The sequence below is a fragment of the Brevundimonas sp. G8 genome (genome assembly GCF_902506205.1).
In the GTDB taxonomy this organism is placed as follows: domain Bacteria; phylum Pseudomonadota; class Alphaproteobacteria; order Caulobacterales; family Caulobacteraceae; genus Brevundimonas.
Genome location: NZ_LR732816.1, coordinates 2,231,735 through 2,258,331, shown reverse-complemented (window position 1 = coordinate 2,258,331; position 26,597 = coordinate 2,231,735). Strand labels below are relative to the sequence as shown.

General features: G+C 66.7%; 25 protein-coding genes. 18 read left to right on the top strand and 7 right to left on the bottom strand.

From position 1 onward, the window contains the following. The first annotated feature begins 323 nt into the window (after window positions 1–323). From CHRYSEO8AT_RS10965 to CHRYSEO8AT_RS10955, 3 genes are read left to right on the top strand one after another with little or no spacing between them, the layout of a single operon-like run. A complete protein-coding gene (locus tag CHRYSEO8AT_RS10965; protein WP_159849944.1) occupies window positions 324–629 on the top strand; it encodes a metalloregulator ArsR/SmtB family transcription factor in 306 nt (101 codons plus the stop codon). Then, entirely contained in the window at window positions 626–1,306 is a 681-nt protein-coding gene (locus CHRYSEO8AT_RS10960; RefSeq protein ID WP_159849942.1) for an SdpI family protein, read from the top strand. The genes CHRYSEO8AT_RS10965 and CHRYSEO8AT_RS10960 overlap by 4 nt, the downstream gene beginning before the upstream one ends. A gap of 22 nt (window positions 1,307–1,328) precedes the next feature. Then, window positions 1,329–2,267 (top strand): alpha/beta hydrolase, encoded by a 939-nt coding sequence (locus CHRYSEO8AT_RS10955; RefSeq protein ID WP_159849940.1) that lies wholly within the window; start codon window positions 1,329–1,331, stop codon window positions 2,265–2,267. 515 nt (window positions 2,268–2,782) lie between these two features. Here CHRYSEO8AT_RS10955 and CHRYSEO8AT_RS10950 read toward each other — a convergent pair. The 3 genes from CHRYSEO8AT_RS10950 to CHRYSEO8AT_RS10940 all read right to left on the bottom strand — a co-directional run bounded on the left by CHRYSEO8AT_RS10950 (window position 2,783) and on the right by CHRYSEO8AT_RS10940 (window position 6,202). Further along, entirely contained in the window at window positions 2,783–3,550 is a 768-nt protein-coding gene (locus CHRYSEO8AT_RS10950) for a prephenate dehydrogenase/arogenate dehydrogenase family protein (protein WP_159849938.1), read from the bottom strand. Window positions 3,551–3,683: 133 nt separating this feature from the next. Continuing rightward, the gene (locus CHRYSEO8AT_RS10945; protein WP_159849936.1) at window positions 3,684–5,015 is read right to left on the bottom strand and encodes a dihydroorotase; all 1,332 of its coding nucleotides are present in this window, start codon (window positions 5,013–5,015) and stop codon (window positions 3,684–3,686) included. 221 nt (window positions 5,016–5,236) lie between these two features. After that, the gene (locus CHRYSEO8AT_RS10940) at window positions 5,237–6,202 is read right to left on the bottom strand and encodes a glycosyltransferase family 9 protein (protein WP_159849934.1); all 966 of its coding nucleotides are present in this window, start codon (window positions 6,200–6,202) and stop codon (window positions 5,237–5,239) included. 87 nt (window positions 6,203–6,289) lie between these two features. On the opposite strand from CHRYSEO8AT_RS10940, the gene CHRYSEO8AT_RS10935 reads away from it, so the two are divergent. The 4 genes from CHRYSEO8AT_RS10935 (at window position 6,290) to CHRYSEO8AT_RS10920 (ending at window position 9,469) form a co-directional block, all read left to right on the top strand. Then, window positions 6,290–6,508 carry a hypothetical protein gene (locus tag CHRYSEO8AT_RS10935; RefSeq protein WP_159849932.1) on the top strand — a complete coding sequence of 73 codons (219 nt, stop codon included), beginning with the start codon at window positions 6,290–6,292 and terminating at the stop codon, window positions 6,506–6,508. A 71-nt stretch (window positions 6,509–6,579) separates the two neighbouring features. Then, window positions 6,580–7,428, top strand: coding sequence for an aspartyl protease family protein (locus CHRYSEO8AT_RS10930; protein WP_159849930.1), 849 nt, complete (start codon window positions 6,580–6,582; stop codon window positions 7,426–7,428). A gap of 12 nt (window positions 7,429–7,440) precedes the next feature. Next, the gene (locus CHRYSEO8AT_RS10925) at window positions 7,441–8,010 is read left to right on the top strand and encodes a hypothetical protein (protein ID WP_159849928.1); all 570 of its coding nucleotides are present in this window, start codon (window positions 7,441–7,443) and stop codon (window positions 8,008–8,010) included. A gap of 67 nt (window positions 8,011–8,077) precedes the next feature. Further along, window positions 8,078–9,469: a response regulator gene (locus CHRYSEO8AT_RS10920; protein WP_159849926.1), complete on the top strand. Its 1,392-nt coding sequence runs from the start codon at window positions 8,078–8,080 to the stop codon at window positions 9,467–9,469. A gap of 11 nt (window positions 9,470–9,480) precedes the next feature. Here CHRYSEO8AT_RS10920 and CHRYSEO8AT_RS10915 read toward each other — a convergent pair whose 3' ends face one another. Beyond that, on the bottom strand, window positions 9,481–9,672 hold the full coding sequence (locus tag CHRYSEO8AT_RS10915; protein WP_159849924.1) for a hypothetical protein: 192 nt from the start codon (window positions 9,670–9,672) through the stop codon (window positions 9,481–9,483). Between the two features lie 154 nt (window positions 9,673–9,826). On the opposite strand from CHRYSEO8AT_RS10915, the gene CHRYSEO8AT_RS10910 reads away from it, so the two are divergent. From CHRYSEO8AT_RS10910 to CHRYSEO8AT_RS10895, 4 genes are all read left to right on the top strand, one after another. Continuing rightward, window positions 9,827–10,630: a folate-binding protein YgfZ gene (locus CHRYSEO8AT_RS10910; RefSeq protein ID WP_159849922.1), complete on the top strand. Its 804-nt coding sequence runs from the start codon at window positions 9,827–9,829 to the stop codon at window positions 10,628–10,630. Between the two features lie 7 nt (window positions 10,631–10,637). After that, entirely contained in the window at window positions 10,638–11,396 is a 759-nt protein-coding gene (locus tag CHRYSEO8AT_RS10905) for a 3-oxoacyl-ACP reductase (RefSeq protein ID WP_159849919.1), read from the top strand. Between the two features lie 494 nt (window positions 11,397–11,890). Next, entirely contained in the window at window positions 11,891–12,490 is a 600-nt protein-coding gene (locus CHRYSEO8AT_RS10900; protein ID WP_159849917.1) for a DNA-3-methyladenine glycosylase I, read from the top strand. Further along, complete coding sequence (locus CHRYSEO8AT_RS10895; RefSeq protein WP_159849915.1) at window positions 12,483–13,124, top strand: ribonuclease HII; 642 nt, start codon at window positions 12,483–12,485, stop codon at window positions 13,122–13,124. The genes CHRYSEO8AT_RS10900 and CHRYSEO8AT_RS10895 overlap by 8 nt, the downstream gene beginning before the upstream one ends. A gap of 7 nt (window positions 13,125–13,131) precedes the next feature. Here CHRYSEO8AT_RS10895 and CHRYSEO8AT_RS10890 read toward each other — a convergent pair whose 3' ends face one another. Together CHRYSEO8AT_RS10890 and CHRYSEO8AT_RS10885 are read right to left on the bottom strand one after the other, a co-directional pair. Continuing rightward, window positions 13,132–13,449, bottom strand: a complete 318-nt coding sequence (locus CHRYSEO8AT_RS10890) for a hypothetical protein (protein ID WP_159849913.1) — start codon at window positions 13,447–13,449, stop codon at window positions 13,132–13,134. Window positions 13,450–13,511: 62 nt separating this feature from the next. Continuing rightward, the gene (locus CHRYSEO8AT_RS10885; protein WP_159849911.1) at window positions 13,512–14,552 is read right to left on the bottom strand and encodes a DNA adenine methylase; all 1,041 of its coding nucleotides are present in this window, start codon (window positions 14,550–14,552) and stop codon (window positions 13,512–13,514) included. Between the two features lie 149 nt (window positions 14,553–14,701). On the opposite strand from CHRYSEO8AT_RS10885, the gene poxB reads away from it, so the two are divergent. Further along, window positions 14,702–16,420, top strand: a complete 1,719-nt coding sequence (poxB, locus tag CHRYSEO8AT_RS10880; protein ID WP_159849909.1) for a ubiquinone-dependent pyruvate dehydrogenase — start codon at window positions 14,702–14,704, stop codon at window positions 16,418–16,420. Window positions 16,421–16,541: 121 nt separating this feature from the next. On the opposite strand, the gene CHRYSEO8AT_RS10875 is transcribed toward poxB, so the two are convergent. Further along, on the bottom strand, window positions 16,542–17,432 hold the full coding sequence (locus tag CHRYSEO8AT_RS10875; protein WP_159849907.1) for an SDR family NAD(P)-dependent oxidoreductase: 891 nt from the start codon (window positions 17,430–17,432) through the stop codon (window positions 16,542–16,544). Window positions 17,433–17,618: 186 nt separating this feature from the next. Here CHRYSEO8AT_RS10875 and CHRYSEO8AT_RS10870 point away from each other — a divergent pair, with 186 nt between their 5' ends. The 6 genes from CHRYSEO8AT_RS10870 to CHRYSEO8AT_RS10845 all read left to right on the top strand — a co-directional run bounded on the left by CHRYSEO8AT_RS10870 (window position 17,619) and on the right by CHRYSEO8AT_RS10845 (window position 26,472). Continuing rightward, complete coding sequence (locus CHRYSEO8AT_RS10870) at window positions 17,619–19,787, top strand: TonB-dependent receptor (protein WP_159849905.1); 2,169 nt, start codon at window positions 17,619–17,621, stop codon at window positions 19,785–19,787. Window positions 19,788–19,921: 134 nt separating this feature from the next. Further along, on the top strand, window positions 19,922–21,457 hold the full coding sequence (locus CHRYSEO8AT_RS10865; RefSeq protein ID WP_370514253.1) for an AMP-binding protein: 1,536 nt from the start codon (window positions 19,922–19,924) through the stop codon (window positions 21,455–21,457). Between the two features lie 73 nt (window positions 21,458–21,530). Further along, entirely contained in the window at window positions 21,531–22,232 is a 702-nt protein-coding gene (locus CHRYSEO8AT_RS10860; RefSeq protein WP_159851707.1) for a TetR/AcrR family transcriptional regulator, read from the top strand. Beyond that, a complete protein-coding gene (locus tag CHRYSEO8AT_RS10855) occupies window positions 22,229–23,476 on the top strand; it encodes a serine hydrolase (RefSeq protein WP_159849901.1) in 1,248 nt (415 codons plus the stop codon). The genes CHRYSEO8AT_RS10860 and CHRYSEO8AT_RS10855 overlap by 4 nt, the downstream gene beginning before the upstream one ends. Before the next feature lie 36 nt (window positions 23,477–23,512). Beyond that, a complete protein-coding gene (locus tag CHRYSEO8AT_RS10850) occupies window positions 23,513–24,838 on the top strand; it encodes an MFS transporter (protein ID WP_159849899.1) in 1,326 nt (441 codons plus the stop codon). Then, the gene (locus CHRYSEO8AT_RS10845; protein WP_159849897.1) at window positions 24,838–26,472 is read left to right on the top strand and encodes a carboxylesterase/lipase family protein; all 1,635 of its coding nucleotides are present in this window, start codon (window positions 24,838–24,840) and stop codon (window positions 26,470–26,472) included. Before CHRYSEO8AT_RS10850 ends, CHRYSEO8AT_RS10845 begins: the two co-directional genes overlap by 1 nt. Window positions 26,473–26,597 lie beyond the last annotated feature (125 nt).

Here is a 26,597-nt window from a genome sequence, read left to right as displayed (position 1 = left end):
CCGACCCGACCGCCGCGCGCCACCTGTCCGCCCGCCGCCGGCGCGGGCAACCGCACCTGCGACCCCGTCACTACGATCTCGCCCAGCTCCGTCGCCTGCTGAGCCAAGGCCGGCGTGGCCGCAGTCAGAGCCAGAAGGCTGGCGGCGCAGACGAAATGACGGGTAGAGCGAACCATAGTTTGCAACATATTCTCAAGTGCAGAAGATCGCGCCTCATACGCGGGTTTGCGACAGAGTTGCAATGGCGCCGGCGGATCGAGGCGGGCGTGATTTCGCCGCATACCACCTTGCATTTAGCCATGCTCCTAATTAGGGATATCCCTATGAACACCCTATTCAAGGCTCTGTCGCATCCGGTGCGTCGTCGTATCATCGCCATGCTGCGCGCCGGTCCGCTGGCGTCCGGCGACATCGCCGCTGCCTTCGACATGAGCTGGCCCACCATCACAGGCCACCTCAACGGCCTAAAGGAGGCCGGCCTGGTCAGTCCCGAGCGCGAGGGCCAGACCATCCGCTATCGGCTGGAAATCTCGGCGGTCGAGGAGGCCATGGCCTTCCTGATGGACATCGTCGGAACCGGCGAAGCGACCGAAGCCCTGCCCCACGCGCAAAAGGAGCCCCGTCGATGAAGGACCGCCTGTCTCTGCTGGACTATCTGACCGTCGCCGTCTTCAGCGTCCAGGCGGCCTTCGCCCTCTACATTGGCTTCAACGGCCCAACCACGCCGATGCCGATGCACTGGAACGCGAACTGGCAGGTCGATCGCTGGGGCGACCGGGTCGAGTTCGCGACCTTCTTCGGCGGCCTGACCCTGATCGGTTTCATCACCGCCGCCGGCCTGGGCCTGGCCGCTCTGCGCGCCGAAGCCCAAGGCGACGCCTCGCGTCGTCGCTCGATGCGGATCGGCCAGGGGCTGACCCTGTTCACCGTCGCCGCCATCGGCCTGACCATCGCCTGGGCCAGCCTGGGGCACGCGACCGTCGACAGCGGACCCGCCGTCATGACGGGCGGCCTGTCGCTGATCCTGCTGGTCACCGGCGCTTTCATTGGCCGGGTCGCGCCCAATCCCCTGATCGGCGTCCGTACGCCCTGGAACTACAAGAGCCGACTGGCCTGGGATCGCTCCAACCGGCTGGCCGGCCGGCTGTTCAGCCTGGTCGGTCTGATCGGCCTGATCGCCTCGCCCTTCGCGTCTCAGCCTTATGGCGTCACAGCCCTGACCGTCGCCGTCGTTGTCGTTACAGCCCTCTCGGTCTTCGAAAGCTGGCGCGTCTGGCGCGCCGATCCCGACCGCCAACCCTTCTGACCTCGCCGCCAAGGAGACCGCCATGTCGATGCTGACCCCCGCGCTTCTCGCCGCCGCCCTGCTCGCCGGCCCCGTCTCGACCGAGATCGCCCTGCCCGCTCTTCCCGCGCCCCTGCACGGAACCCTGCTGGCGCCCGACGCGCCCACCGCCGTCGCCGTCATCCTGCCCGGCTCCGGTCCGACGGATCGGGATGGGAACAGCCCGCTGGGCGTCGCCGCCTCCACCTATCGCCTGCTGGCCGAAGGTCTGGCGGAACAAGGCATCGCCACCATCCGCATCGACAAGCGCGGCATCGCCGCCAGCGCGGCGGCGGGGCCGTCCGAGGCCGATCTGCGCTTCGACGCCTATGCCGCCGACGCCCGCGCCTGGGCGACTGAGGCCGCCTCGCGCGCGGGTCTTCCCTGCACCTGGCTGATCGGCCACAGCGAGGGCGCCCTTGTCGCGCTGAAGGCGGTCGAGGGTGGTGGCGACAAGGTTTGCGGCCTGATCCTGCTGGCCGGCGCCGGCCGCCCGGCGGGCGTGGTGATCCGCGAACAGTTGGAAAACGGCCTGCCCGATCCGCTGAAGGCCCAAGCCTTTGCGGTTCTGTCCGAGCTTGAGGCCGGCCGCACCGTCGCCGACACGCCGCCCGCGCTTGCGGCCCTGTTCCGCCCCTCGGTCCAGCCCTATCTGATCTCGTGGCTGCCGCTGGACCCCGCCGCTCTGCTCGCCGCCTGCGACGGCCCGGTCTTCATCGGCCAGGGAACCACCGACCTCCAGATCGGCGTCACGGACGCCCAAGCCCTCGCCGCCGCCGACCCCAAGGCCACGCTGAAACTCTGGGACGGCGTCAACCACCTCCTCAAGACCGCCTCCGCCGACCGCGCCGCCAACATGGCCACCTATGCCGATCCGGCGTTGCCGCTCGCGCCGGGCGTCGGGGAGGATGTGGGGGCGTTTATTCGCGCGAATGGGATGTGATGGAAGCAACGACCGGGTAGTCACTAGTCCCGCACGTCCAACCCCTCACTTGGCGTGCGCGCACATCGTATAGACCAGAAGCGAATAGGAATTTTGAGCTATCGAGCGAAAACTTATCCTGATCCGCACGGAGCAAATGACGCCCCGCAGGGTAGTCCTCATTCGATGCACCTCGATAGAGACGAACACTGACTTTGGAGGTATCGGACCCAAGCCAAGGGCCGCTCACCATCCAAAGCAACCCTCGAATGTCATTCGCCCAGAACCAGGAAGTTGGCCGCCAACCATAGTATCGCGACGGCCAGCGTTCGACCGAGCCGATGCACGGGTCTTGTTCAAGCGCCCGATCAATCTCATCGGCTAAATCGCGGCTTGGGGGACGTGTGATCGTAAGACTTAATGTCAGTAAGCCGACAATGATCAAAGCTGCTGTGACGATCAGCGCACGTTTCGTATTTCGTTTGATGAGTGCAGCCATGGCTTGACCATACCGATGGTCGCTTAATCTGCAACGCCTACCTCCCCCGCGCCTCATCCGCCAGGGCGAAGAACCGCTCCCGCACCTCGGCCGCAAACGGGTTTTCGCGTTCGATGGCGCGGAAGACGGCGGGGCTGTCGTGGCGGACCATGTCGACGGCCTGCATCAGCCGGTCGAAGCTGGCGGTGGTCATGCGCGTCGGCAGGGGCTCCATGGCCATCAGGACGCGGGCGATCAAATGGGTCAGGCCCTGGACGGTGGCGGCCTCGCGGTCGTGATCCTCGGGACTGACTGAAAAGACCTTCAGCCCCAGCGCCCGGCGGCAGAAGGCGGCGACGCGGCGGGCGTCCTTTCCGCCTCGCACTTCGCAGACGGCGATGCGCAGGCCGGCGATGCCGTCCTTGCCGCTCTGCGGACCGAAAAGCGGGTGGGTTCCGACGATCCGCACGCCGGGCGGCAGGAGGTCGGCCATAGCCTGCGCCGGCTTCACCTTCACCGAGCCCACGTCGATGACCAGGGCAGCGGGCGCCAGGTGCGGGCGGATGGCGGTCAGCGTCGCCTCCAGCGCCTCGACCGGCACGGCCAGCACCACCGTGGGACAGGCGGCGGCGGTCGCCAGGTCGGTCACGGTCGCGACGCCCTCGCCGTCCCCGACTCCAGGCGTCGCCGCCGGATCATGGGCGAGGATGTCGAACCAGGGCGACAAATGTCGCGCCGTCAGCCGCCCGAAGGCGCCGAAGCCGATCAGGCCGAGCTGTTCCCTCACCACCGTCACACCCGGCGCCTTCCCACCAACTTCCGTCATCCTCGGGCTTGACCCGAGGACCGGGTGCGGATCGGGCTGTGCGTTCGCCGCCGACGCAATGCGGCGGACCTTCCGGTCCTCGGGGCAAGCCCGAGGATGACGGAGTGGAGGTGGAGAACGGAGCGAAGCGACCTCACAGCGTCTCCATGAACCGCACCGGCCGCCCGTGCGCCGATCCGATCAGTTCGCCGTCCTGCATCACCACCCGGCCCCGCACGATGGTCGCCATCGGCCAGCCGGTCGCTTCGACGCCGTCGAACGGGGTCCAGCCGCAGCGCGTCGCCTGCTGGTCATGCGTGATGGTCTTCTTGGCCTTGAGATCCACGATGGTCAGGTCGGCGTCATAGCTGACGGCCATCCGCCCCTTGTTGGCCGTGCTGAACACCCGCTGCGCCCCCGCCGAGGTCAGGTCGATGAACCGCTCCAGGCTCAACCGCCCGTTCGCCACATGCGTCAGCATCAGCGGCACCAGGGTCTGCACCCCCGGCATCCCCGACGGCGAGGCCGGATAGGGTTTGGCCTTTTCTTCCTTGGTATGCGGCGCGTGGTCGGACCCCAGCACGTCGGCGACGCCCTGCTGCATGCCCCACAGCCACAGGGCGTCCACATGCTCCTGCGACCGGATCGGCGGGTTCATCTGGGCGTAGCTGCCCAGCCGCTCATAGGCCTCGGGCGCGACCAGCGTCAGGTGCTGGGGTGTGATCTCGACGGTGGCGACATCCTTGTGCAAGCGCAGATATTCCATCTCGTCCCGGGTCGTGACGTGCAGCACATGGATGCGCGCGCCGGTCTCCTGGGCCAGGCCGACCAGGCGTCGGGTCGAGCGGATGGCGCTCTCGGCGTCGCGGACCACGGGGTGGCTGGTCCAGTCGCCGGTGCGGGCCAGGCCCCGCCGCTCGACCAGCCGGTATTCGTCCTCGGAATGGAAGGTGGCGCGGCGGCGCACGTTCGACAGGACCTTCCTCACCCCCTCGTCGTCGGCGATCAGCAGGTCGCCGGTCGAGGCGCCCATGAAGACCTTGACCCCGCAGCAGCCCGGCAACCGCTCCAGCTCGCCCAGATAGTCCGCGTTCTCGTGCGTGCCGCCGACGTAGAAGGCGTGGTCGGTCCACATCCGGTCCTTCGCCCTTGCCAGCTTGTCTGCCATGGTGTCCGGGTCGGTGGTGTTGGGATTGGTGTTCGGCATCTCGAACACGGCGACGACGCCGCCCAGGGCTGCCGCGCGCGACCCGGTCTCCAGGTCTTCCTTCCACTCCAGCCCCGGCTCGCGGAAATGGACCTGGGTGTCGATCACGCCGGGCAGAACCGTCAGGCCCGTCGCGTCGAAGGTCTCGCCGGCCGAGGCCTGGGACAGGTCGCCGATGAAGGCGATCTTGCCGTCGATCACCCCGACGTCGGCCAGGCCGCGCCCCGCATGATTGGCCACCTCGCCGCCACGGACGATCAGGTCATAGGTCTGGGTCATGGGGCTGGCTCCTGCGAACGTTTCCGAGGTTCTAGCGGAAGCAGCATCCTTCGCGAAAGCGGCTAAAGCTTCTCCCTCCCCATTCGGGGAGCGGGGTCGAGCCGCAGGCGAGACCGGGTGGGGAGGGCCAGGCAATACGGCACAGGTCTGTCGCGCGATCACCGGCCGCCCCCACCCGGCCGCTTCGCGCCCCCCTCCCCGAACGGGGAGGGAGATCGGGTTCAGCCCCGCGCCTTCAACAGACGCATCGACGCCTTCATCACCCGTTCCCACGGCAGATCCATCATATGCTGGATCGCCTGGTTCAGGCGCGGGTCCAGTTTCCTGAACTCTTCATAGGTGCGCGGCCCCCGCACGGCCTCGCCCTTCCACGGCCCGCGCACGGCCTCGTCCGACGGGCCGAACACCGCCACCACCGGCACGCCCGAGGCCACCGCCAGCTGGGTCCAGATCGAATCCGCCCCGACATACAGCGCCGATTTCGACAGGGCCGCTGCCGTCTGCAGCCGTGTCAGCTTACCCTGCAGCTCGATCACCCGCGCGCGCGGCACGGCGTAGCGGATGGTGTGCGCCGCCTCGCGGTCGATCTCCTCGCCCACGATCATCAGCCGGCCACCGGCCAGCGGCCCGTCGTCGGCCAGCAGCTTGGCCGCCACCTTGGCGTAACGTTCGGCGGGCCAGCGCTTGCCCATCCATTCCACCCCCGGCCCGACCGCTAGGATGGGTCCGTCCCCGCCCATCGTCGGCATCAGCGCCTGAACCTGAGCCATCGTCTCGTCGGACACGAACAGCTTCGGCCCCGGAATCTCCTCCGGCTCCAGCTTCAGCACCGCCGCCGCCGCCTCGACCGCGTGCAGACCCGGCGCATCCTTGCCCCGCACCGCCCGCTTGTGCCGCCTCAGCTTGCCCGACAGGTCCGAGCCGCGCATGTCCACGACCAGACCCCATTTGGTCCCTCGCACCTGGTTCCACAGGGCGATCCATTCGAAATGACCCTCGCGCTCCAGCACGATCAGCCTGGTCAGGCGCGGCGTATCGGCGAACAGCGGCGCGCTGGCGGCCGAGCCGACGATGGTGAAGGTCGCATGCGGCAGGCTCTCGACCAGATGCGCCAGCACGCCCGAGGACAGCACGGCGTCCTCGGCGTCCGCCTCGGCGATATACAGGATGGGAAACCGCCCGATCATCCGTCAACGGATACAGGGATTCTATCGGGGGTTCAGCGTCAAACGCAGGTTTCCACAGGCAGGCGCCATAGGCTAAAAGCCGCGCCCATGATCCAGACGCCCGATCCAGCCGCCTCCGCCGCCCTCGAACGCTTCAAGGCCCAGCGCGTCACGGCCATCTATCGGCTGGACCTGATCGCCAAGGGCGCGACCATTTCCTACGAGGACGGCACGCCCATCGACATGGCCTCCGAAAAGGCCCGGCTCGAAGGCGTCGTCACCGACATGGACCGCCGCATCGCTCAGCTCGAACGTGCGCTCGGATAAGCGCGACATGACCAAGGCTTAACTTGCCGCCCGCGTCGCGGCGTGGCCCTCCTTGAGGTCGGAGGACGCCCATGTTCGCACTCGCCACGGCCCTGATGCTCGCCGCCACGGAACCGTCTTGCCTGGCGCTTGAGCGCGGCGATGGAGACAGCCCGGTCATCCAGGCGCGCGTCAACGGACAGGGGCCTTTCGCCTTCGTGCTGGACACGGCGTCCAGCGGCACCACACTGGACGCCCCGCGTATCGCCCTGTTGCTTCCGCCGCGCGAGCCGTCGCCGGATCAGGCCCAAGGCATGGGCGGCGCGGTGCAGGTCGATCTCTATCGCATTGCCGCCTTCGAGGCCGGACCGATCCAGATGCGCGATTTCGTCTCGCCCGAGATCGAGCCCCCGGGCTTCGACAGCCACGACATCGCGGGCCTGGCCGGCGTCGATCTGTTCGGCGAGGCCATGGCCGTCTGGCGGCCGGCGCAGGCCTGCGTGTCCGTCCGCGCCAGCGGCGCCGTCGAGGCGGGCTGGACGCCGGTCGAGACGGAATGGCAGCGCCCCTGGCGCATCCTGCTGCCGGTCCGCATCGGCGATACGACCGGCTGGGGCCTGCTGGACACCGGCGCCCAGCACACCACCCTGAACCCCGCCTTCGCCGCCGCCCTGGCCATCAAGGCGGACGCCCTGCCCTCGGGCGGTCAGATCACCGGCATCGACGGCGAACCGCTGGATCTGGGTCAGGCGCAGATCGAGGATGTGGAGATCGGCCGATGGCGCTGGCCGACGACGCCGGTCAAGGTCGGCGCTCTGCCCGTATTCGACCGCCTGGGCTCAGCCGACACGCCCCTGGCCATCATCGGCATCGACTGGCTGGGCGACAGGGGCTTCGCCATCGACTATGGAGCGCGAAAGGTCTGGCAGACGCCGGACTGACGATCCGGCGCGATGACCTCACTTCCCCTCCTCCCCGGCCGGACCTGCGGCGGTTGCGTCGAATGCTGCCGGGTCATTCCGCTGGACCTGCCGGAACTGGCCAAGCCGACCGGCGAGCTGTGCGCCTATTGCGTCGACGGCGCCGGCTGTTCGGTCCACGCGATCCGGCCCAACACCTGCCGCATCTGGTTCTGCCTGTGGCGCGTTGTCGAGCTGTCGGACGACTGGCGGCCGGACCTCAGCGGCGTCATCGTCCGCCCCGACGGGGTCGAGGACGGGATCATCACCCTGTATGTCCTGCGCCGCTCGGATTTCCTGGCCTCGCCCGACTTCTTCATGACCGTCGCCGGCTGGGTCGCCGAGGGGATTGAGGTCGCCCTCAGCATTCCCGGCCCGGTCGGCGCCTATCCCGCCCGCGCCGTCGTCACCGAATGGCTGCGCCCGGCGATCGAGGACGGCGATCCTGCCGCCTTCCTGGCCCGCGTCCTGCGCTCGCTCGATACGCTGGCCGAGCATGATTTTCAGCCAGACGGCGTCGTCGCGCGATACGCCGTGACAACCCAGGATGATCCCACAGCTTAGCTGAAGCTTAAGTCCTTGCGGCTATTCTGAAATCCGTAACGTCGCCGCTTTGAGAGACACGCCGGAAATGCAGGCCTGGGACGCGCTTCGACGCCCGATCTGGATGTTCGATCCGTCCGCCATGCGAGGCGTCTATGCGAACGCCGCCGCCCTGGATCTGTGGGGCTCCGACAGCCTCGACGCCCTGCTGGCCCGCGACTTCAGCCAGATGTCCCCCGCCGTCCTGGCCCGCACCGAACGCCTGGCGCGCGAGACGGCGAACGGCGAGACCCTGTCCGAACACTGGACCTTCTATCCCAACGGCCGGCCGTTGACGGTGACGGCGATCATCTCGACCCATTGGCTGGACGACGGCACACCGGTCCTGCTGTTCGAGGCCGCCCCCATCGAGGTCGAGAGCGAGGAGCGTCGCGCGGTCGAGGCCCTGCGTCACACCTCCACCCTGATCTCCCTGTTCGACAGCGAAGGCCGGCCGCTGTTCTCCAACCCCGCGGCCTTCGCGGCCTATGGCTCGACCACCCATCCCTTCGAGGCCCGGTTCGCGGAACCCGAGCGCGCACAGCCCATGCTGGCCGCAGCCCTGTCAGGCGACCTGTCCTCGGACGTCTGCGAGATCATCACCCGCGAGGGCCTGCGCTGGCACCACCTCGACATCCGCCCGGTCATCGATCCGGTCACGGGCCAGCTGGGCGTCATGCTGAACGAGATCGACGTGACCGAACGGGTCGAGGCCGAACAGGCCCGCGTCGCCGCCGAGCAGAAGACCGCCATGGCCGAGGCGCGGCAGAAGTTCCTGACCGACATGTCGCACGAACTGCGCACACCGCTGAACGCCGTCATCGGCTTCTCGGACCTGTTGTCCAAGGCCGGCCTGGTTAAGGAACACGCCGACCACGCCGCCCGCATCAATGGCGCGGGCCAGCGTCTGTTGTCCGTAGTCAACGACATGATCGACCTGTCGGCCGACAACGTCATTCCCCTGCCGACGCCCGATACAGTCATCGAAGAACCCGCGCCCGCCAACGAAGACGCCGCCGCCCTGCGCGTTCTCTATGTCGACGATCACGACAGCAACCGCGCCCTGGTCATGGCCGTCATGTCCGCCCAGGGCATCCTCTGCGCCACCGCTAACGACGGCGCGCAAGGGGTCGATGCCGCCCGCGACGGCGACTGGGACGTGATCCTGATGGATATTCAGATGCCGGTGATGGACGGCGTCGATGCCACCCGCGCCATCCGCGCCCTGCCGGGTCCGGTCGGCCGCACGCCGATCCTGGCCCTGACCGCCAACACCCTGCCGGAACAGCTGATCCAGTACGAAGAGGCCGGCATGGACGACTGTATCGCCAAGCCGATGAACATCGTCGATCTGGTCACCCGCGTCTCGGCCTGGGGCGCCAGCGACTGGCGCAACTTCGATCCCCTGTTCAATCCTGAGGCCGCCGCCGTCGTGGCGTGAGGCGAGATCGCCTAAGATTTAACGGGTCTTTGCCGCAAATGGCGACCAACAGACCAGCAGACGAGGCTGGCAAAACCCGACCCCACTGCGCCGCAAACCAACACCCTTACAATATCTGGACCGCCGATCTGCATGGCTTTTGTTCCCAGCAGAAGAGCGAGAACAAAGACAAACGTCAGCGCAATTTCGAGCAGAACTTTCATGTCCAGATTGTAGCATATTCACCCGAGACCCCACAACAGATCGCCGGCCGGTGCATGATCCGTCAGGACCGCACCATCATGATTGATTACGTCAGCCCACGCTTTTCTTATTTGTCATCTTCTGAAGCCGCCGCCCGCGCCCTATCTTGCGCCCATGCCCATCGCCCGTCTCGACAGCCGCGCCCTCATCTCGATCACGGGCGAGGACGCGAAACCCTTCCTGCACAATCTGCTGACCCAGGATGTGGAGACGCTGGCGGAAGGCGAACTGCGCTTCGGCGCGCTGTTGTCGCCGCCCGGCCGGCTGCTGTTCGACATGTTCATCCTGGGTCAGGCCGACGGCGTCCTGCTGGATGTCGCGACGGAGCGCCGCGACGCCCTGCTTCAGCGCCTGTCGATGTACAGGCTCCGCGCCAAGGTCCAGGTCGCCGCCGACGACCGCGCCATCTTCGCCGCCTGGCCGGAGGTCGTCGCCGGCTTCATCCCCGACCCGCGCACCCCGCTGATGGGCGGCCGTCTCTATGGCGAGGCGACGCCAGACGCCGCTCAGGCCGACTACGACGCCCACCGCCTTTCCATCGGCCTGCCCGACCCGACCGCCGACGCCCCCCAGGACAAGACCTATCCGATCGAGGCCGACTTCGACCTGCTGAACGGCATCGACTTCCAGAAGGGCTGTTTCGTCGGCCAGGAGACGACCTCGCGCATGAAACGCCGGGGAACGATCAAGAACCGGATGCTGCCGCTGGACTTCGACGGCCCGCCCCCCGCCTTCGGCGCCGAGGTGCTGAAGGGCGAACTGCGCGCGGGCGAGATCCTGTCCGGCCAAAACGGATCGGTCATGGCCCTGCTGCGGATCGACCGCCTCGACGGCGACCTGACCGTGGACGGCCGCCCTGTGCGCTTGCGCAAACCCGCCTGGATGGGCGAGGACGTCCTCCCCTCCTCCAACGCTTGAGTCCCCCATGAAGATCGCCGACCAGATCGTCCTCGTCACAGGCGGCGCGCGCGGCGTCGGCGCGGCCGCCGTTCGCGCCTTCGCCAACGAAGGCGCCCGCCTGATCATCAACTGGCGCGCCAGCGGCGAGGCGGCGAAAGCCCTGGCCGCCGAGATCGGCGACCGCGCTGTCGCCCTCCAGGCCGACGTGACCGACCGCGCCGCCGTCGACGCCATGGTCGCCGCCGCGCAAGCCCATTTCGGCGCGCCCGTCACCACCGTGGTCAACAACGCCCTGGACTACAGCTTCAACGGCGACGCCCGGTCCCAGATGACGGACATCGGGTGGGACGAACTGGCGGCCCAGTTCTCGACCGTCGTGCGCGGCGCCCTGAACGTCATCCAGGCGACCGCCCCCGGCATGGCCGCGGCCCGGTTCGGCCGCGTCGTCAACATCGGCACCAACCTGTTCCAGAATCCGGTCGTGCCCTATCACGACTACACCGCCGCCAAGGCCGCCCTGCTGTCGCTGACCCGCACCGCCGCCGGCGACCTCGGCCCCGACGGGATCACCGTCAACATGGTCTCGGGCGGCCTTCTGCGCACCACCGACGCCAGCGCCGCCACCCCCGAGGCCGTCTTCGACTTCATCGCCGGCATGACGCCGCTGCGCTCGGTGACCACCCCCGAAGAATTCGCCGACGCCGTCCTCTTCTTCGCCTCTCCGTGGAGCCGTGCGGTGACGGGGCAGAACCTGGTGGTGGACGGCGGATTGGTGCGTGACTGAATGACGACCGGTCTCCTCCCCACCTCGTGGGGAGGTGGCGCGGCGCTTCTTCAGCGCCGTGACGGAGGGGGTCTTCACCGCATCACCGCCGCCCGTGGGACTTCAAGAGCCCCTCCACCGCTTCGAGGTCCTCCTCCCCATTTCATGGGAAGGAGACGGTCTCCATCCTATTCTCTGAGGACATTCGTCCAGATTTCAGAGCCTTACCAACCACCAGCGTCAATCGACCAACCCCTCCTCCAACCGCCCTTACAATGCGCGGGTTTAGGGCCGGAGGAGACGAAAACTTGGACTCGTTGGACTGTTTTTTCGCAGTCCAACTTCGCCCCGCCAAATTGCACTGTCTTGCACTTTGCACGCGTTTCGCGGGTGCAGTGCAATTCACCTCTCCGCCCGAACTCAGACAATTGAGACTATTCAGACGGTCTTTTTTCCACTGCCGAGTCTCAAATCCCGCCCTTCCCCTCACCAGAACAGACTGGCAACCTCCCGCCATGACCGACTCACACGCAGAAGGCCGCTGCGGCTGGTGCGGGACCACAGACCCGCTCTACATCGCCTATCACGACACCGAATGGGGCGTGCCGGAACGCGACCCGCGCGCCCTGTGGGAGAAGCTGGTCCTCGACGGCTTCCAGGCCGGTCTCGCCTGGATCACCATCCTGAGAAAGCGCGAGGGCATCCGCGACGCCTTCGACGGTTTCGACCCCGAGATCGTCGCCCGCTACGGCGAGGACGACATCCAGCGCCTGCTGGGGGACGCCCGCATCATCCGCTCGCGCGCCAAGATCAACGCGGCCATCCGGGGCGCCCAGATCTGGCTGGAAATGCGCGACAATGGCGAAGACTTCTCCGCTTGGCTCTGGTCCTTCGTTGACGGCGAACCGATCCAGACCACCCACGCCGACTTTCGCCAGGCCCCGACCCAGACCGAACAATCCGTCGCCATGGCCAAGACCTTGAAGAAGCGCGGCTTCAACTTCTGCGGCCCGGTGATCGTCTATGCCTTCATGCAGGCCGTGGGCATGGTCAACGATCACCAGACGACCTGCTTCCGTCACGCCCAGGTTCGTGCGATGGCGGGCCATGGCTAAAGCCCCTGCAAACCCCAAGGCCTTCCCGACCCTCGCGCTGGAGACGGTGCTGATCCAGCGCGTCAACGGGCACGTCTGCGGCGTGGACGAGGCGGGGCGCGGACCGTGGGCCGGCCCGGTGTCGGCCGGAGCGGTCATCCTGAACCCTGACGACCTGCCCCTTGGCATAGACGATTCCAAGGCCCTGACGGAAAAGCGCCGCGCCGCACTGGAGCCCGAGATCAAGGCGCGCGCCATCGCCTGGGGCGTCGGCTTCGCTTCGGTGGAGGAGATCGAGGAACTCAACATCCTGCACGCTACGGGCCTGGCCATGTGCCGCGCCATCGAGGCGCTTCAGGTCCAGCCGGTCGCGGCCCTGGTCGATGGCAACTACCGCTTCAAACTGCCGTGTGAGATCCAGACGGTGGTCGGCGGCGACGGCCTGTCGCTGTCGATCGCGGCGGCCTCAATCCTGGCCAAGACGGCGCGGGATCGGCTGATGATCGATCTGGACGCGCAATATCCCGGCTACGGCTTCGCCAGCCACAAGGGCTATAACGCGCCGATCCACCAGAACGCCTTGAAAACATTGGGCCCCTGCCCCGCCCACCGGCGCAGCTGGTCACCGATCAAGGCCCTGCTTCAGGACGCCTGAAGCCGCCTCAGATGTGCATGAAGCCGCCCAGCAGCGCGCCCATCAGGGCGGCCACGGCGGCGCCGGCCAGCGCCATCATCCAGCGCGGCGGCGGGCTCAGTTCGGGTTCGAGATCGACATGCTCGACCGGCTGCGTCGCCTCGGACGGCCGGCTGTAGCGGGCGGCGTTGTGAGTGAAGGTCGGCCGCGCATCGGCGGCCGGCGCGTCCCGGCCCCAGTCGGCCTCGGCGACATGCGGCACCCACGAACGCGGTTCCACCGCCGGCCGGACGCGGTAATCGTCGGTGCGATCAGTGGTCGGATAGGTGTGCGGGCGCGGTTGCATAGTCCCACAACGACACGCCGCGATTCGCGTTCCGCAACTTGCGACTGTTGTTTTCGCTGCGCTTATGCGGCCACAGGCAGCTCGACCGGCCGATCCGTGACCACGAACAGGTGTTCGACGTTCCTCAGCCGCCCCACCTGACCGACCTTCTCGCCCTTGGGATTGTGAATGCCGATCCGGGCGCCGACGTAACGCGGGTGCGCCACCTCCAGCACCTGGACATGGCCCCGCGCCGACAGCATCTCGACCAGCTCGGCCCGGCTCAGATAGCCTTCGTCGTTGAAGCTGACGATCAGATTGGGCGCCTTGACCCGCTCGATCACGGTCCTCAGCGCCGGGCCGATCCCGGGCCGGCTGTTGAAGGCGCTCTTGCGCGTCCTGACGTCCACCCGCTTGTTGGCGATCCCATAGGTCTCGGGCCGGTCCCACAGCACCAGGCTCTCCCAGCAGTGGTAGTTGGCCAGATAGGAATGCTGGTTATAGGGCGGGTCCAGATAGACGAGGTCGGCCTCGACCTGTTCGGCGATCTCGATCGCATCGCCCTGCGTCGCCCGGCACGGCCCGCCTTTCATCGCCGGAACCATGTCCGGCGTCCTCAGCTCCAGCGTCTTCAACGCCCGGGGCGCCCACTGTTTCATATAGGCCATCTGAACCCCGGCCGTGGAATCCACCCGGTCCGCCGCCTCCATCAGACTGACCAGGACGATGGCCTTCAGCTCCGGCTCCAACCCCATGGCCTCGATCCGGTCGCGCATGGCGTCGATGCGTGCGCCGTTGTCAGGATGGAAGTAGCGGGCGTCCTGGCAAAAGGCCTGGGTGAACCATCCCGCCTGCGGCGTCACCGTCCGCAACTCGGCCAGCACGATCTCGACCCGGTCGATCCACCGCTCTCGATCCACTTGGACATAGGTGGTCGCCAGGGCGTGGGCATAGGCGTTGTAGTCGTTCGACCAGACCTGAAACCCCTGCTTCTTCAACGCATGACCGACCCTCGCCGTGCCCGAGAACAGGTCGCACACCCGCCCGCCCTGGGGCAGGACGCCGGCGACGGCGCCCGTCACATGGCCCAGCAAGGCGCGCTTGGAGCCGATGTATTTGATCATGACGCGGCCCGACTCATCGCCCCACCATAGCCGCTTCGCGTGCGACAGGGAGAGGCCGCACGAAGCCGAATGCTGTTCGGCGCATTTCCAGACAAGACGCGGTGTGCTGGTGTGCGCATCGTGGCGTGAAACCCTTCAAGGAGCCGAACATGGCGATGACCGTCGCAGACCTGCTGGCGAAGACCCTGGCCTCGGCCGGCGTGCGCCGGATATGGGGCGTCACGGGCGACAGCCTGAACGGGCTGAACGACAGCCTGCGCCGCTTCGACGACATCCAATGGATGCATGTCCGCCACGAGGAGACGGCCGCCTTCGCTGCGGGCGCAGAGGCGGCGATCACCGGCGAACTGGCGGTCTGCGCCGGCAGTTGCGGGCCGGGAAACCTGCATCTGATCAACGGCCTGTTCGACTGTCATCGCAACCGGGTTCCGGTGTTGGCCATCGCCGCCCACATCCCCTCCTCCGAGATCGGCCTGGGCTATTTCCAGGAGACCCATCCGCAGGAGCTGTTCCGCGAGTGCAGCGACTTCTGCGAACTGGTGTCCAATCCGGCCCAGATGCCGGGCGTCCTGGCGCGCGCCCTCAACACCGCCGTCGGCAAGGGCGGGGTGGCGGTGATCGTCCTTCCCGGCGATGTGGCCCTGGCCCAGGCGCCCGACGGGGCCTCGCCCGACTGGAGCCCGCCGGGCAAGCCCCGCATCAGCCCTGCTCTGGCCGATGTGGCGCGTGCGGCCGAACTGCTGAACGGCGCCGACAAGGTCACCATCCTGGCCGGCAGCGGCTGCGCCGGCGCCCACGATCAGGTCCTGGCTCTGGCCGAGGCGCTTCAGGCCCCGGTCGTCCACGCCCTGCGCGGCAAGGAGCATGTCGAATGGGACAATCCCTATGACGTCGGCATGACCGGCCTGATCGGCTTCTCGTCCGGCTATCACGCCATGATAAACTGCGACGCCCTGGTCATGCTGGGCACTGACTTCCCCTATCGCAACTTCTATCCGTCCTATGCCAAGATCATCCAGATCGACCATGACCCGTCCAGCCTGGGCAAGCGCGCCCACCTGGCCCAGGGGGTGGTCGGGGACGTGGCCGAAACCGTCGCCGCCCTTCTCCCGCAACTGAAGCCTGAGCGGTCGTCGCGCTTCCTCGACGCCGCGCGCAAACACTATGGCGAGGCGCGAAAAGGCCTGGACGACCTGGCCCGCCCCTCGTCCAGAGGCCGTCCCATCCACCCGCAATATGTGGCCGAGGTCGTCAGCCGCCTGGCCTCCGACGATGCGATCTTCACCGCCGACGTTGGCACCCCGACCGTCTGGGCGGCGCGCTATCTGAAGATGAACGGTCGGCGGCGGTTGCTGGGGTCGTTCAACCACGGCTCCATGGCCAATGCGATGCTGCAAGGCATCGGCGCCCAGGCCGCCGCGCCGGATCGGCAAGTGATCTCCCTGTCGGGCGACGGCGGTTTCACCATGATGATGGGCGATTTCATCAGCCTGACCCAGTTGGGTCTGCCGTTGAAGGTGATCGTCTTCAACAACGGCTCGCTGGGCTTCGTCGCCATGGAGATGAAGGCCGCCGGCTTCCTGGACACCGGCACCGACCTTCAGAACCCCGACTTCGCCGCCATGGCGACGGCCATGGACGTCAAGGCCTTCCGCGTCGAGGAGTCTGACCAGTTAGAGGACGCGATCGCCCAAGCTATGGCCCACCCCGGCCCCGCCCTGGTCGATGTCGTCACCGCCAGCCAGGAACTCGTCATCCCGCCCAAGATCAAGCTGGAACAGGCCAAGGGCTTCAGCCTCTTCATGCTCAAGGCCATCATGAACGGCCGCGGCGACGAGGTCCTCGAACTGGCCCGCACCAACCTTTAGGAAGCTGGTGCGGGCGGCCGACACGCTTCGCCGCGGCCGAATCCAAGCTTTCGCATCAAGCTAAGACATCTTGGATAACTAGCCGTAAGCCGCATTTGACGCAGCAGCGCTGACAGCCTGCTCAGGCGATTTCGTTTAGAGCGCGGGTCCGTTGTGCGACTTCATGGGTGTACTGGGCGGATCCGGCTTCAGGCACGCGCTCATTGTCCCGACTGCCGATCCGGCCCCACAAGCCCTCGATCTGGTCCGCAGAGTCGGAGCGTTCTCCCACGAAGATCCCCTGCGTCATGGTGATATGCGCCTGTTCGAAGGCGCCGGAACCCGCCAGCAAGATGGTCTTGGTCGGCGCGTTCGCGCTGGCGAGCGCGACCACTCCGGGGCTGACCAGATCGGTCGACAGCCCCTTGAGGTCCTCCTCGGAGTAGAGGCCCTCGGTCATCTGCGTCGCGGCGCTTGGCGCCAGGCAGTTGACGCGGATGTCGAATTTTTGACCTTCGAGCGCCAGGGTCTGCATCAGTCCGACCAACGCCATCTTGGCGGCCCCGTAGTTCGACTGGCCGAAGTTCCCGTAAAGACCGGAGGACGAGGTGGTGAAGATCACTCGCCCGTAGCCCTTGTCGCGCATGTGCGCCCATGCGGCCTTCGTCAGATTGACCGATCCCATCAGGTGGACGTCGAGCACCAGCGCGAAGTCATCCAGATCCATTTTGGCGAAAGTGCGATCGCGTAGAATCCCGGCATTGTTCACCAGGATGTCGACCCCGCCCCATTGGTGGATCACCCCCTCGACCATCGCTACCACACCGTCGCGATCTGTCACGCTGCAGGTCCACGGCAAAGCCTCGCCGCCAAAGGCTTGGATCTCGGCCGCCACGCTCTCGCACGCCGCCGCCGCCAGATCATTGACCACCACCCGCGCGCCATGACGCGCCAGCGCCAGGGCATGGCTGCGGCCCAGGCCTCCGCCCGCGCCGGTGACGATGGCAACGCGGCCCGTGAGATCGATGGTCATGACTGTCTCCCCTGTGGCGGAAATTGCCGCGATCGCCCTGTCTGGACGCGCGCACTCTGATCATCCTGGCCAAAAGGTCAATGTTCACTAGCCGACGAGTTAGTATTGACGTGGGCCACGATCGGTGAGACCGTCCCCGTCATGGCGCCGTCAGAGCGCCGCGGGAAACATCGAGGGAGGAAGACCATGGGGCGCAAGCTCTGGCTGACCACATCCGCCGCCGTCCTGTTGTGGGCCGGAGCCGCCGAGGCTCAGGACGCAACGTCACGACAGACTGACGACCAGCAGGCCACATCGGTGGGCGATGTCGTGGTGACCGCCGAACGGCGGACGACCAATCTGCAGGAGACCGCCGTCGCCGCGACCGTCCTGTCCGGCGACAGCCTGGACGACCGGGGCGTCTTTTCGCTGGAGCAACTGCAGTTCGTGGCGCCGTCCACGACGGTCCAGAACTTCGGCCAAGGCAACTTTTTCAACGTGCGCGGCATCGGTAAGTCCGAGCCCACCACGGCCATCGGCGTGGGGGTGACCACATATCGCGACGGCGTTCCGGTCTTCCCGGGATATTTCCAGGCTGAACCTTATTACGACATCGGCAGCGTCGAACTCCTGCGTGGTCCACAGGGCACCTTCGCCGGCACCAACGCCACGGGCGGTGCGGTTTTCATCACCTCGCGCAACCCCGACTTCACGAGCGTGAACGGCTATGTGATGGGCCAGGTCGGCAACTACGACAATGTGAAGCTCCAGGGCGCGGTGAACGTCCCGCTGACCGACACCCTGGCGGTTCGCCTGGCTGCGAACAGCGAGCGGCGCAGCAGCTTCCACGACATCACCGGCCCCTATAGCGGCGATCCCGGCGACATCGAGATGAACAGCGTCCGGGCCAGCGTCCTGTGGGCGCCGACGCCGGCTCTACGCGTGCTGCTGAAGGGCGACTACAACAACCAGGACTTCGGCGGCTATCCCGCCGATCCGGCGCTGGCGACCAACGATCCGTTCAAGGTCACCGCCAACGGCCCGCACTCGGGCAAGGACGAGACCGCCCGCCTGTCGCTGAACGTCAGCTATGTCTTCGACAACGGGATCACCCTGCGTTCGATCACCGGCTACCAGGATGGGGTCAGCGAGTTCTCGACCGATCTGGACGGCACCAGTGCGCTCAACAACACCTTCTATGACCGGGTCGAAGAGACCGTCTGGTCCCAGGAGATCAACCTGGTGTCGCCAGACAACCAGCGCCTGACCTGGCTGCTGGGGGCCTTCTGGCAGCAGGACGACGTGACCTTCCCCGTCACGACCTTCCCGCAAGGCGCCTATCACATCGGTTTCCCCGAGGGCGTCTTCGACTACTACATCTTCGGCGACACGCCGAAGGAGACGACCGCCGTCTTCGGCCAGATCAGCTATGACCTTTCGGATCGGCTTCAGATCCAGGTCGGCGCCCGTTGGTCCGAGAGCAGCTCGCGCAACGAGAACGTCTATACGACCTATCCGGCGCTCGGCCTGCAGCTGCTGCAGAACGACGAGGTCACCGCAGACAAGACCACTGGCAAGGTGAGCATCAACTACAAGGTCGACGACAACAACTTCCTCTACGGATTCGTCGCCACCGGCTTCAAGATGGGCGGCCTGAACGCACCGAATTTCTACGTCCCGGCCAGTTCGTTCGGCCCGGAGGATGTGGTCGACTACGAGCTGGGCTGGAAGTCGACGATGCTCGGTGGGCGTATCCGCACCCAGTTGGGCGCCTACTACATGACCTATGAGGGCTTCCAGGTCGTGGTCGGCGATCCGGCCGTTCCTCTGTTCAGCTCGATCGTCAATGTCGCCGACGAGACTGTGCTGATGGGCCTGGAGGCTTCCGCTCAAGTGCGGCTCAACGCCTGGACCGTGGACGTCGGCGCCGCTGTCTCCAACTCTGAACTGGGCGAGTTCTATGCCGCCGATCCGCGTATCGCGCGCAGCGGCACGTGCAACGCCGCCACCGGCCCCGCAACAGCCAACTGCCTGAATCTGGATGGAAACACCCAGGGGTATGCGCCGGAGCTGACGTTCAACATCGGCGTCCAGTATGACTTCCACCTGCCGAACGGCGCGACCCTGTCGCCTCGGGTCGACTACGCTCACATCGGCAAGGCCTGGACGAGCATCTTCAACAACGAAGCGCTCGGCGATCGGTTGGAAGCCCGAAACCTGGTCAACCTGCTGCTGAGCTACAAGACGAATGACTGGACGTTGGCCGCCTATGCGCTGAACGCCACCGACCAGACCTATATCGCCGCCATCAACGCGGGCCTGCGCTACGCCGGACCGCCGCGACAGTTCGGCGTGAACCTGACGAAGACCTTCTGAACCCAGCCGGGGACGATGGCCTGACGGTCGTCGTTCCCGCGCCCTCGCCGGTCCGCCGGCATCGACAACAGTCTGGACCTCTGCCCGGTATGATCGGCTCGCCCCCCGGCCCCATGCAAGACTACGCGTTGACCGTGGATCGCTTCCTGGATCACGGCGCCAAATGGCATGGCGAAGGGCGTGTCATCACGGCAGGCGGAGACGGTCGCGACACCCTGATCGGCTATGCCGGGCTCCGAGACCGCGCAAACTGTCTATCCGGCGCCCTTCTCGATCTTGGCCTGACGCCCGGCGACCGCGTCGCGACTCTGGCCTGGAACACCCAGCATCACGTCGAGATCTGGTACGCCGCCATGGGAGTCGGCCTTGTCTGCCACACCCTGAACCCGCGCCTGACCGTCGCGCACCTGGCCGCGATGATCACCCAAGCCGATGATCGTGTGCTGGCGGTCGGCGCAGGCTTGCAGGAAATGGCCGAGGCCCTGCTTGCCGCTTGTCCGCGCCTCGAGCGCCTGATCCTGCTGGACAACGTCGGACCCGACGTGACGCATGTCGATCTCGAAGCCCTGTTGGATACGCACGGACGGCCCACCGCCTGGGGCCGGTTCGAGGAGACCGCGCTCGCGGGCCTCTGTTTCACCTCCGGCACCACCGGCGCTCCAAAGGGCGTGGCCTATACGCACCGCTCGAACTACCTGCACACCCTGCGCGCGCTACAGGCGGACTCCATCGCCCTGACAAACGCCGACGCCGTGCTGGTCGCCGTGCCGATGTTCCATGCCAATGCCTGGGGCCTGCCATTTGCGGCGCCGGCGGTCGGGGCGGATCTTGTCCTGCCAAATCGCGTCACGGATGGGGCCAGTCTGGCCCGGCTTATCGACCACCATCAGGTGACGGTGGCCGTTGGCGTGCCGACGGTCTGGTTGGGTCTTCTGGACCACCTCGACGCTGTTGGCGGCGAGACCGAAAGCCTGGAGCGCATCATCATCGGCGGCTCCAGCTGCCCCGACAGCCTGCTGCGGCGCATGGAGGACCGGTTCGGCGCCACGGTGCAGACCAGCTGGGGGATGACGGAGCTGTCGCCGCTGGGCGCCATATCCCCCCGCAGCGACAAGCCCGGAGCGGCGCGAGGGTCGGGCCGGCCGCCCCTTGGGTTGGACCTCCAGCTGACCGACGCCGACGGTGCCCCCCTGCCCGAGCAACGCAATGCGGTAGGCCACCTGAAGGTGAAGGGTCAGAGCGTCATCGAGCGCTATTTCGACGCTACCAAGACCGCCCTGGACCCGGACGGCTGGTTCGACACAGGGGACCTGGCCATCCTGGACGACGCGGGAAATCTGACGCTGGCGGGCCGGTCCAAGGATCTGATCAAGTCGGGCGGCGAGTGGATCAATCCCGTCGAGATCGAAGAGATCGTCGGCGCCCTGCCCTCCATCGGTCTGGTCGCGGTGATCGGGCGGGCGGACCCCAAATGGGGCGAACGGCCCCTGATGGTGGTCGAGCCGGCGCGGGGGCATGACATCGACGACGCAGCGTTAAAGGCGACGCTGAAGGGGCGGGTCGCCGACTGGTGGATTCCCGATCGGATCGTGCGGGTCGAGACCATGCCGCTCGCCGCCACGGGCAAGATCAACAAGACCCTGCTTCGCGCCAGCTACGGGGGTGCTTAGGATGGACACCATCTCCGTCATCGAGTCGGCGTTTCACCCTTGGGGCGCGCCGGACCGTCATGAGGTTCTGGCCATGAACACCCCGTCTCCGAAACCGCGTCGCAAGGCTGAACAACGGGCCGAAAGCCTGGAGCAACTTCTTGACGCCGCCGAGGAGCTGTTCTCGCAGCACGGCTTCTACGGGGTGACCATCAAGGACATCGCCGAAAAGGTCGGCGTGCATAAGTCGCTGGTCCACTACTATTTCACCGATAAGCAGGAGGTGTTCGACCGGGTCATGGCGCGACGCGCGCCCATCACCAGCGGACGCCGCATGGAGGCGCTCGACGCCTACAAAAACGCCGTGGGCGGAGAGCCGACGGTCGAGGGCGCCCTGCGCGCCTTCCTGGACACTGATCTGGACACCTATTCGACCGGCGGCGACGGCTGGCGGCATTTCGGCGCCCTCAGCGCCCAGATCAACAACACGCCCGCCTGGGGCGCCGAGGTCATGGACCGGCTGTACGACCCCGTCGTGTTGCGCCTCATCGACCTGTTGAAACAGGCGATGCCCGACGCGGCCGAGGAAGACATCTTCTGGGGCTATCACTTCGTCACGGGCGCCTTGACGCTGAGCCTGGCGCGCACTGGACGGATCGATCACCTGTCGGGCGGCAAATGTCGGTCCGACGACTTCGAGGCGATCAAGGAGCGGATGGCGGCCTTCATGGCCCACGGCTTCATCGGCGTCTGCCGCGACCGTGCGCAAGAGCGGCTGCGGAGCGCACGCGAATGACCCTGGGCGGCCTTCCTTTCGCGCCTTCGCCCGAGGCGCTGGGTTTTGACGCTGACCGCCTCGGCGCGCTCGACGGCTATATGTCAGGCATGGTCGAGGCCGGGATGGTGGCGGGAACGTCGACCCTGCTGATGCGTCATGGACAGATCGTCGCCTTCAACACCTTCGGCAAGGCGCGTCTTGGCGATGAGGCCGCGCTGGCGCGAGACGCCATCTTCCGCATCTACTCGATGACCAAACCGGTCACGGGCGTGGCCATGATGATCCTGTTCGAGGAGGGCCGCTGGCGTCTCGACGATCCGGTCACCGATGTTCTGCCGGAATTGGCCGGCCAGAAGGTCTTCGCCGGCCTGGCGCCGGACGGAACGATGCTGACGCAGGACGCCATTCGACCGCCGACCATGCGCGAACTGATGAGCCACACGACCGGCCTCGGCTACGGCCTGTTCGACGTCCACCCCATCGAACGCGCCTATCGCGAGGCGGGCGTCATGATGGCGAACAGCCACGAAGATCTGGTCCGACGCGCCGCCACGATCCCGCTGATGTTCCAGCCCGGAACCGAATGGTTCTACTCCATCGCCACCGACCTTCAGGCCCTGGTGGTTGAGCGTCTGTCCGGCCAGACGTTCGGCGACTTCCTGCACACCCGGATCTTCACGCCGCTGGGCATGGTCGACACCGGCTTTCATGTCCCGGCCAATCAGGTTCACCGGCTGACGGAGATGTACAGCGGCGACGGCAAGGGCGGGCTGAAGGTCGCAACCGAAGCCTTCGACATGCCGATCAACGACTATACGCGCCCGCCCCGGTTCGAGGGCGGCGGCGGGGGCCTGGTCTCGACGGCGATCGATTATGCACGGTTCTGCCAGATGATCCTCAACAAGGGCGAACTGGACGGCGTCCGTGTCGTGTCGTCCGCCAGCATCGACCTGATGGCGACCAACGTCATTCCCGACGCCGTGTTGAACACCGCCAATCCGCTGCGCCTTCTGCCGTTCAACCCCGCCTTCGGCTTCGGTCTGGACTTCGCCATCATGATCGATCCCCAGGCGCTCGGCGCGGTCGAGGGCAAGGGCACGCTCAGCTGGGGCGGCGGCGGCGGGACCTGGTTCTGGATAGACCCTGAGAATGACCTGATCTTCGTCGGCATGATCCAGCGGATGGCCGATCCCGTCAGCAGCGAGTTCCGCGCCAGGGCCCGCACCCTCACCTACGCCGCCCTGACCCAACCCGAAAAATAGACGGGCCATCAGGCCCGCATCCCGAGGAAACGACCGATGAGTGCGACGCCAATCGAACCCGCAGACCCGCCCGCCGTCGCCAGACCTTCGGTCGGGCGAAACGCCTGGGTCGCCCTGGGCGTCCTGTGGTTCATCTATGTGCTGAACTTCCTGGACCGGCAGCTGCTGTCGATCCTGGCCAAGCCGATCCAGGACGCCCTGAATATCACCGACGGACAGTTGGGCCTGCTCGGCGGGCTGTATTTCGCATTCTTCTACTGCTTCATCGCCATACCCGTCGGCTGGCTGGCCGACCGGACCAACCGGGTTAGGGTCGTGTCGATCGCCTGCGGCATATGGAGTGCGGCGACCATCGCCTGCGGCCTGTCGCGCAACTTTGGCCAGTTGGCCATGTCGCGGATGACAGTCGGCTTCGGCGAGGCCGGGGGCGTGCCGCCGTCCTACGCGATCATCACCGACTATTTCCCGCCCGGTCGTCGCGGCATGGCGTTGGGCATCTTCAATCTGGGTCCGCCCGTCGGCGCGGCGCTCGGCATCGCCTTCGGCGCCTCGGTGGCGGCCGCCTTCAGCTGGCGCGACGCCTTCATCGCCATCGGCGTCGTCGGCCTGGTCGTCGCGCTCGTGACGCCGTTCCTGGTCAAGGAGCCAAGGCGGGGCGGGCTGGACGCGGCCAAAACTGCGGCCCCTGCCGCCTCACCGGTCCGCGCCGGCTTCTGGGACACGGTGAAGATGTTCTTCTCCAACCCCGTCCTGGTGCTGGCGTCCCTGGGCAGCGGCGTGACCCAGATCGTCACCTATGGCCTGGGCAATTTCGCCGTCCTGTTCCTGATGCGTGAAAAGGGGATGGAGCTGGGCGACGTGGCGCTTTGGTACGCCCTGGTCGTGGCCATCGGAATGGGGGGCGGTATCTTCGCTTCCGGCTGGCTGATCGACAAATACACCAAGCGCACGCGCAAGGCCTATGCCCTGTTGCCGGCCGTCTCGTTGTCCCTCGCCCTGCCCTTCTACATCGCATTCGTCTGGGCGCCGTCGTGGCCGCTGGCCTTGGCGCTGATGCTGGGGCCGAACTTCCTGAACTACTTCTACCTGTCGTCTTCGGTGGCGCTGGTGCAGGAAGAGGTGAAGCCGAACCAGCGGGTCATGTCGGGCGCCCTGCTGCTGCTGGTGATGAACTTCATCGGCATGGGCGTCGGCCCGACCTACGTCGGCGCGGCCAGCGACTTCTTCCGCGCGGCCCATCCCGAAAACTCGCTGCAGATCGCGCTCTACACCCTTATCCCGGTCTATCTCGTCGCCATCGGCCTGTTCCTGTGGCTGGCCCGAGTACTGGGACGCAAGACCTCGAAACCTGGAGCCGCCTGATGCGCCGTTTCTTCCCTTCCTTCGCCGCCGGCGCCGCCCTGGCGTTGATGGCCTGTGTCTCAGCGCCATCAGCTCAGACCGCACCCGTCGTGACCGCTGCCGCAGGCGCAGTTCGCGGCCAGGCCGATGGCGACATCCTCAGCTTCAAGGGCATTCCTTACGCCGCCCCGCCCGTCGGCGAGATGCGCTGGCGCCCACCCGCCCCTGCGGCGACGTGGAACGGCGTGCGTGACGCCACCGGCTTCGGCCCCGCCTGTGTTCAGCCCACGCCTGTCGTTCAGTCGATCTATTCCTCCGACCTGGGGAGGACCAGCGAGGACTGCCTGACCTTGAACGTCTGGACCCCCGGAACCACCACCAAGGCGCCGGTGATGGTCTGGATCCATGGCGGCGCCCTGGTCGCCGGATCCAGCAAGGAAACACTGTATGACGGCGCCCGAATGGCTCGCGAGGGTGTGGTCGTGGTGTCGATCAACTATCGCCTGGGCGTGCTGGGCTGGCTGGCCCATCCGGACCTCAGCGCGGAATCGCCCGCCGGCATCTCGGGCAACTACGGCTTGATGGATCAGGTCGCGGCGCTGGAGTGGGTAAAGCGCAACATTGCAGCCTTTGGCGGCGATCCGGACCAGGTGACCATCGCCGGCGAGTCCGCCGGCGGACTAAGCGTACTCTACCTCATGACCTCCCCGCTGGCGCGAGGCCTGTTCGACCGAGCCATCGCTCAGAGCGCTTATATGATTTCAACGCCAGAGCTGAAGGCGGCCCGTTTCGGCGCCCCTTCCGCGGAAGACGCTGGCGCCGCCCTGTCCAGAACCTTGCAAGCTCCTGGTCTGCGCGTGTTGCGCGGCATGGATCCGCAAACCTTGACGGACCGCGCGGCCATGGGCGGCTTCTCGCCGTTCGGTGCGATCGACGGCAAGGTCCTTCCGGGCCAACTGATCAATGTCTTCGATCAGGGGCGGCAGGCCAAGGTCCCGGTTCTGGCCGGCTTCAACAGCGGTGAGATCCGATCGCTGCGGATGCTGGCGCCGCCGACGCCGGCCAGCGCCGCAGATTATGAGCGGACGATCCGCGACCGCTACGGCGACCTCGCCGACGCCTTCCTGCAACTCTATCCGTCGTCGGACATGGGCGAGAGCATCTTGGCGAACAGTCGCGACGCGCTTTACGGCTGGACGTCAGAGCGGCTGGTGCGCTCCCAGACGGCGGCGGGCCAGCCGTCCTTCCTCTATCTGTTCGACCACGGCTATCCGGCGGCGGACGACGCCAATCTCCATGCCTTCCACGCCGCCGAACTGCCCTACGTCTTTGGGACGTTGGATCGCACGCCGCCGCGCTGGCCGCGGATCCCGCAAACCGAGCGCGAAACCCGTCTGTCAGACGCCATGGTCAGCTACTGGGCCGCCTTCGTGCGTGATGCCCGGCCCCGCGCAAACGCGGCGCCGGTTTGGGAGCCCTACGGGTCCGACGCCATGTTCATGCACTTCGCAGATGTAGCCACTGCCCAGCACGACCTGTTCCCGGGCATGGTCGAGTTGCACGAAGAGGCCGTCCGTCGACGGGCGGCCGCCAACCAGCCTTGGAACTGGAATACAGGGCTGGCGTCGCCGCCGCTTTCCGCCCCTCGAAAGTAGCGTCGGAGCACGCTTCCCAGCCCCATGCGTTTCTAGGTCGCGTAAAACGACGTTTTGGTACAACGCGCCAAGCCCGCATCGGATCGCCAGTAGCAGACATCGAGGGTACGCGCGAATTGTCGAGC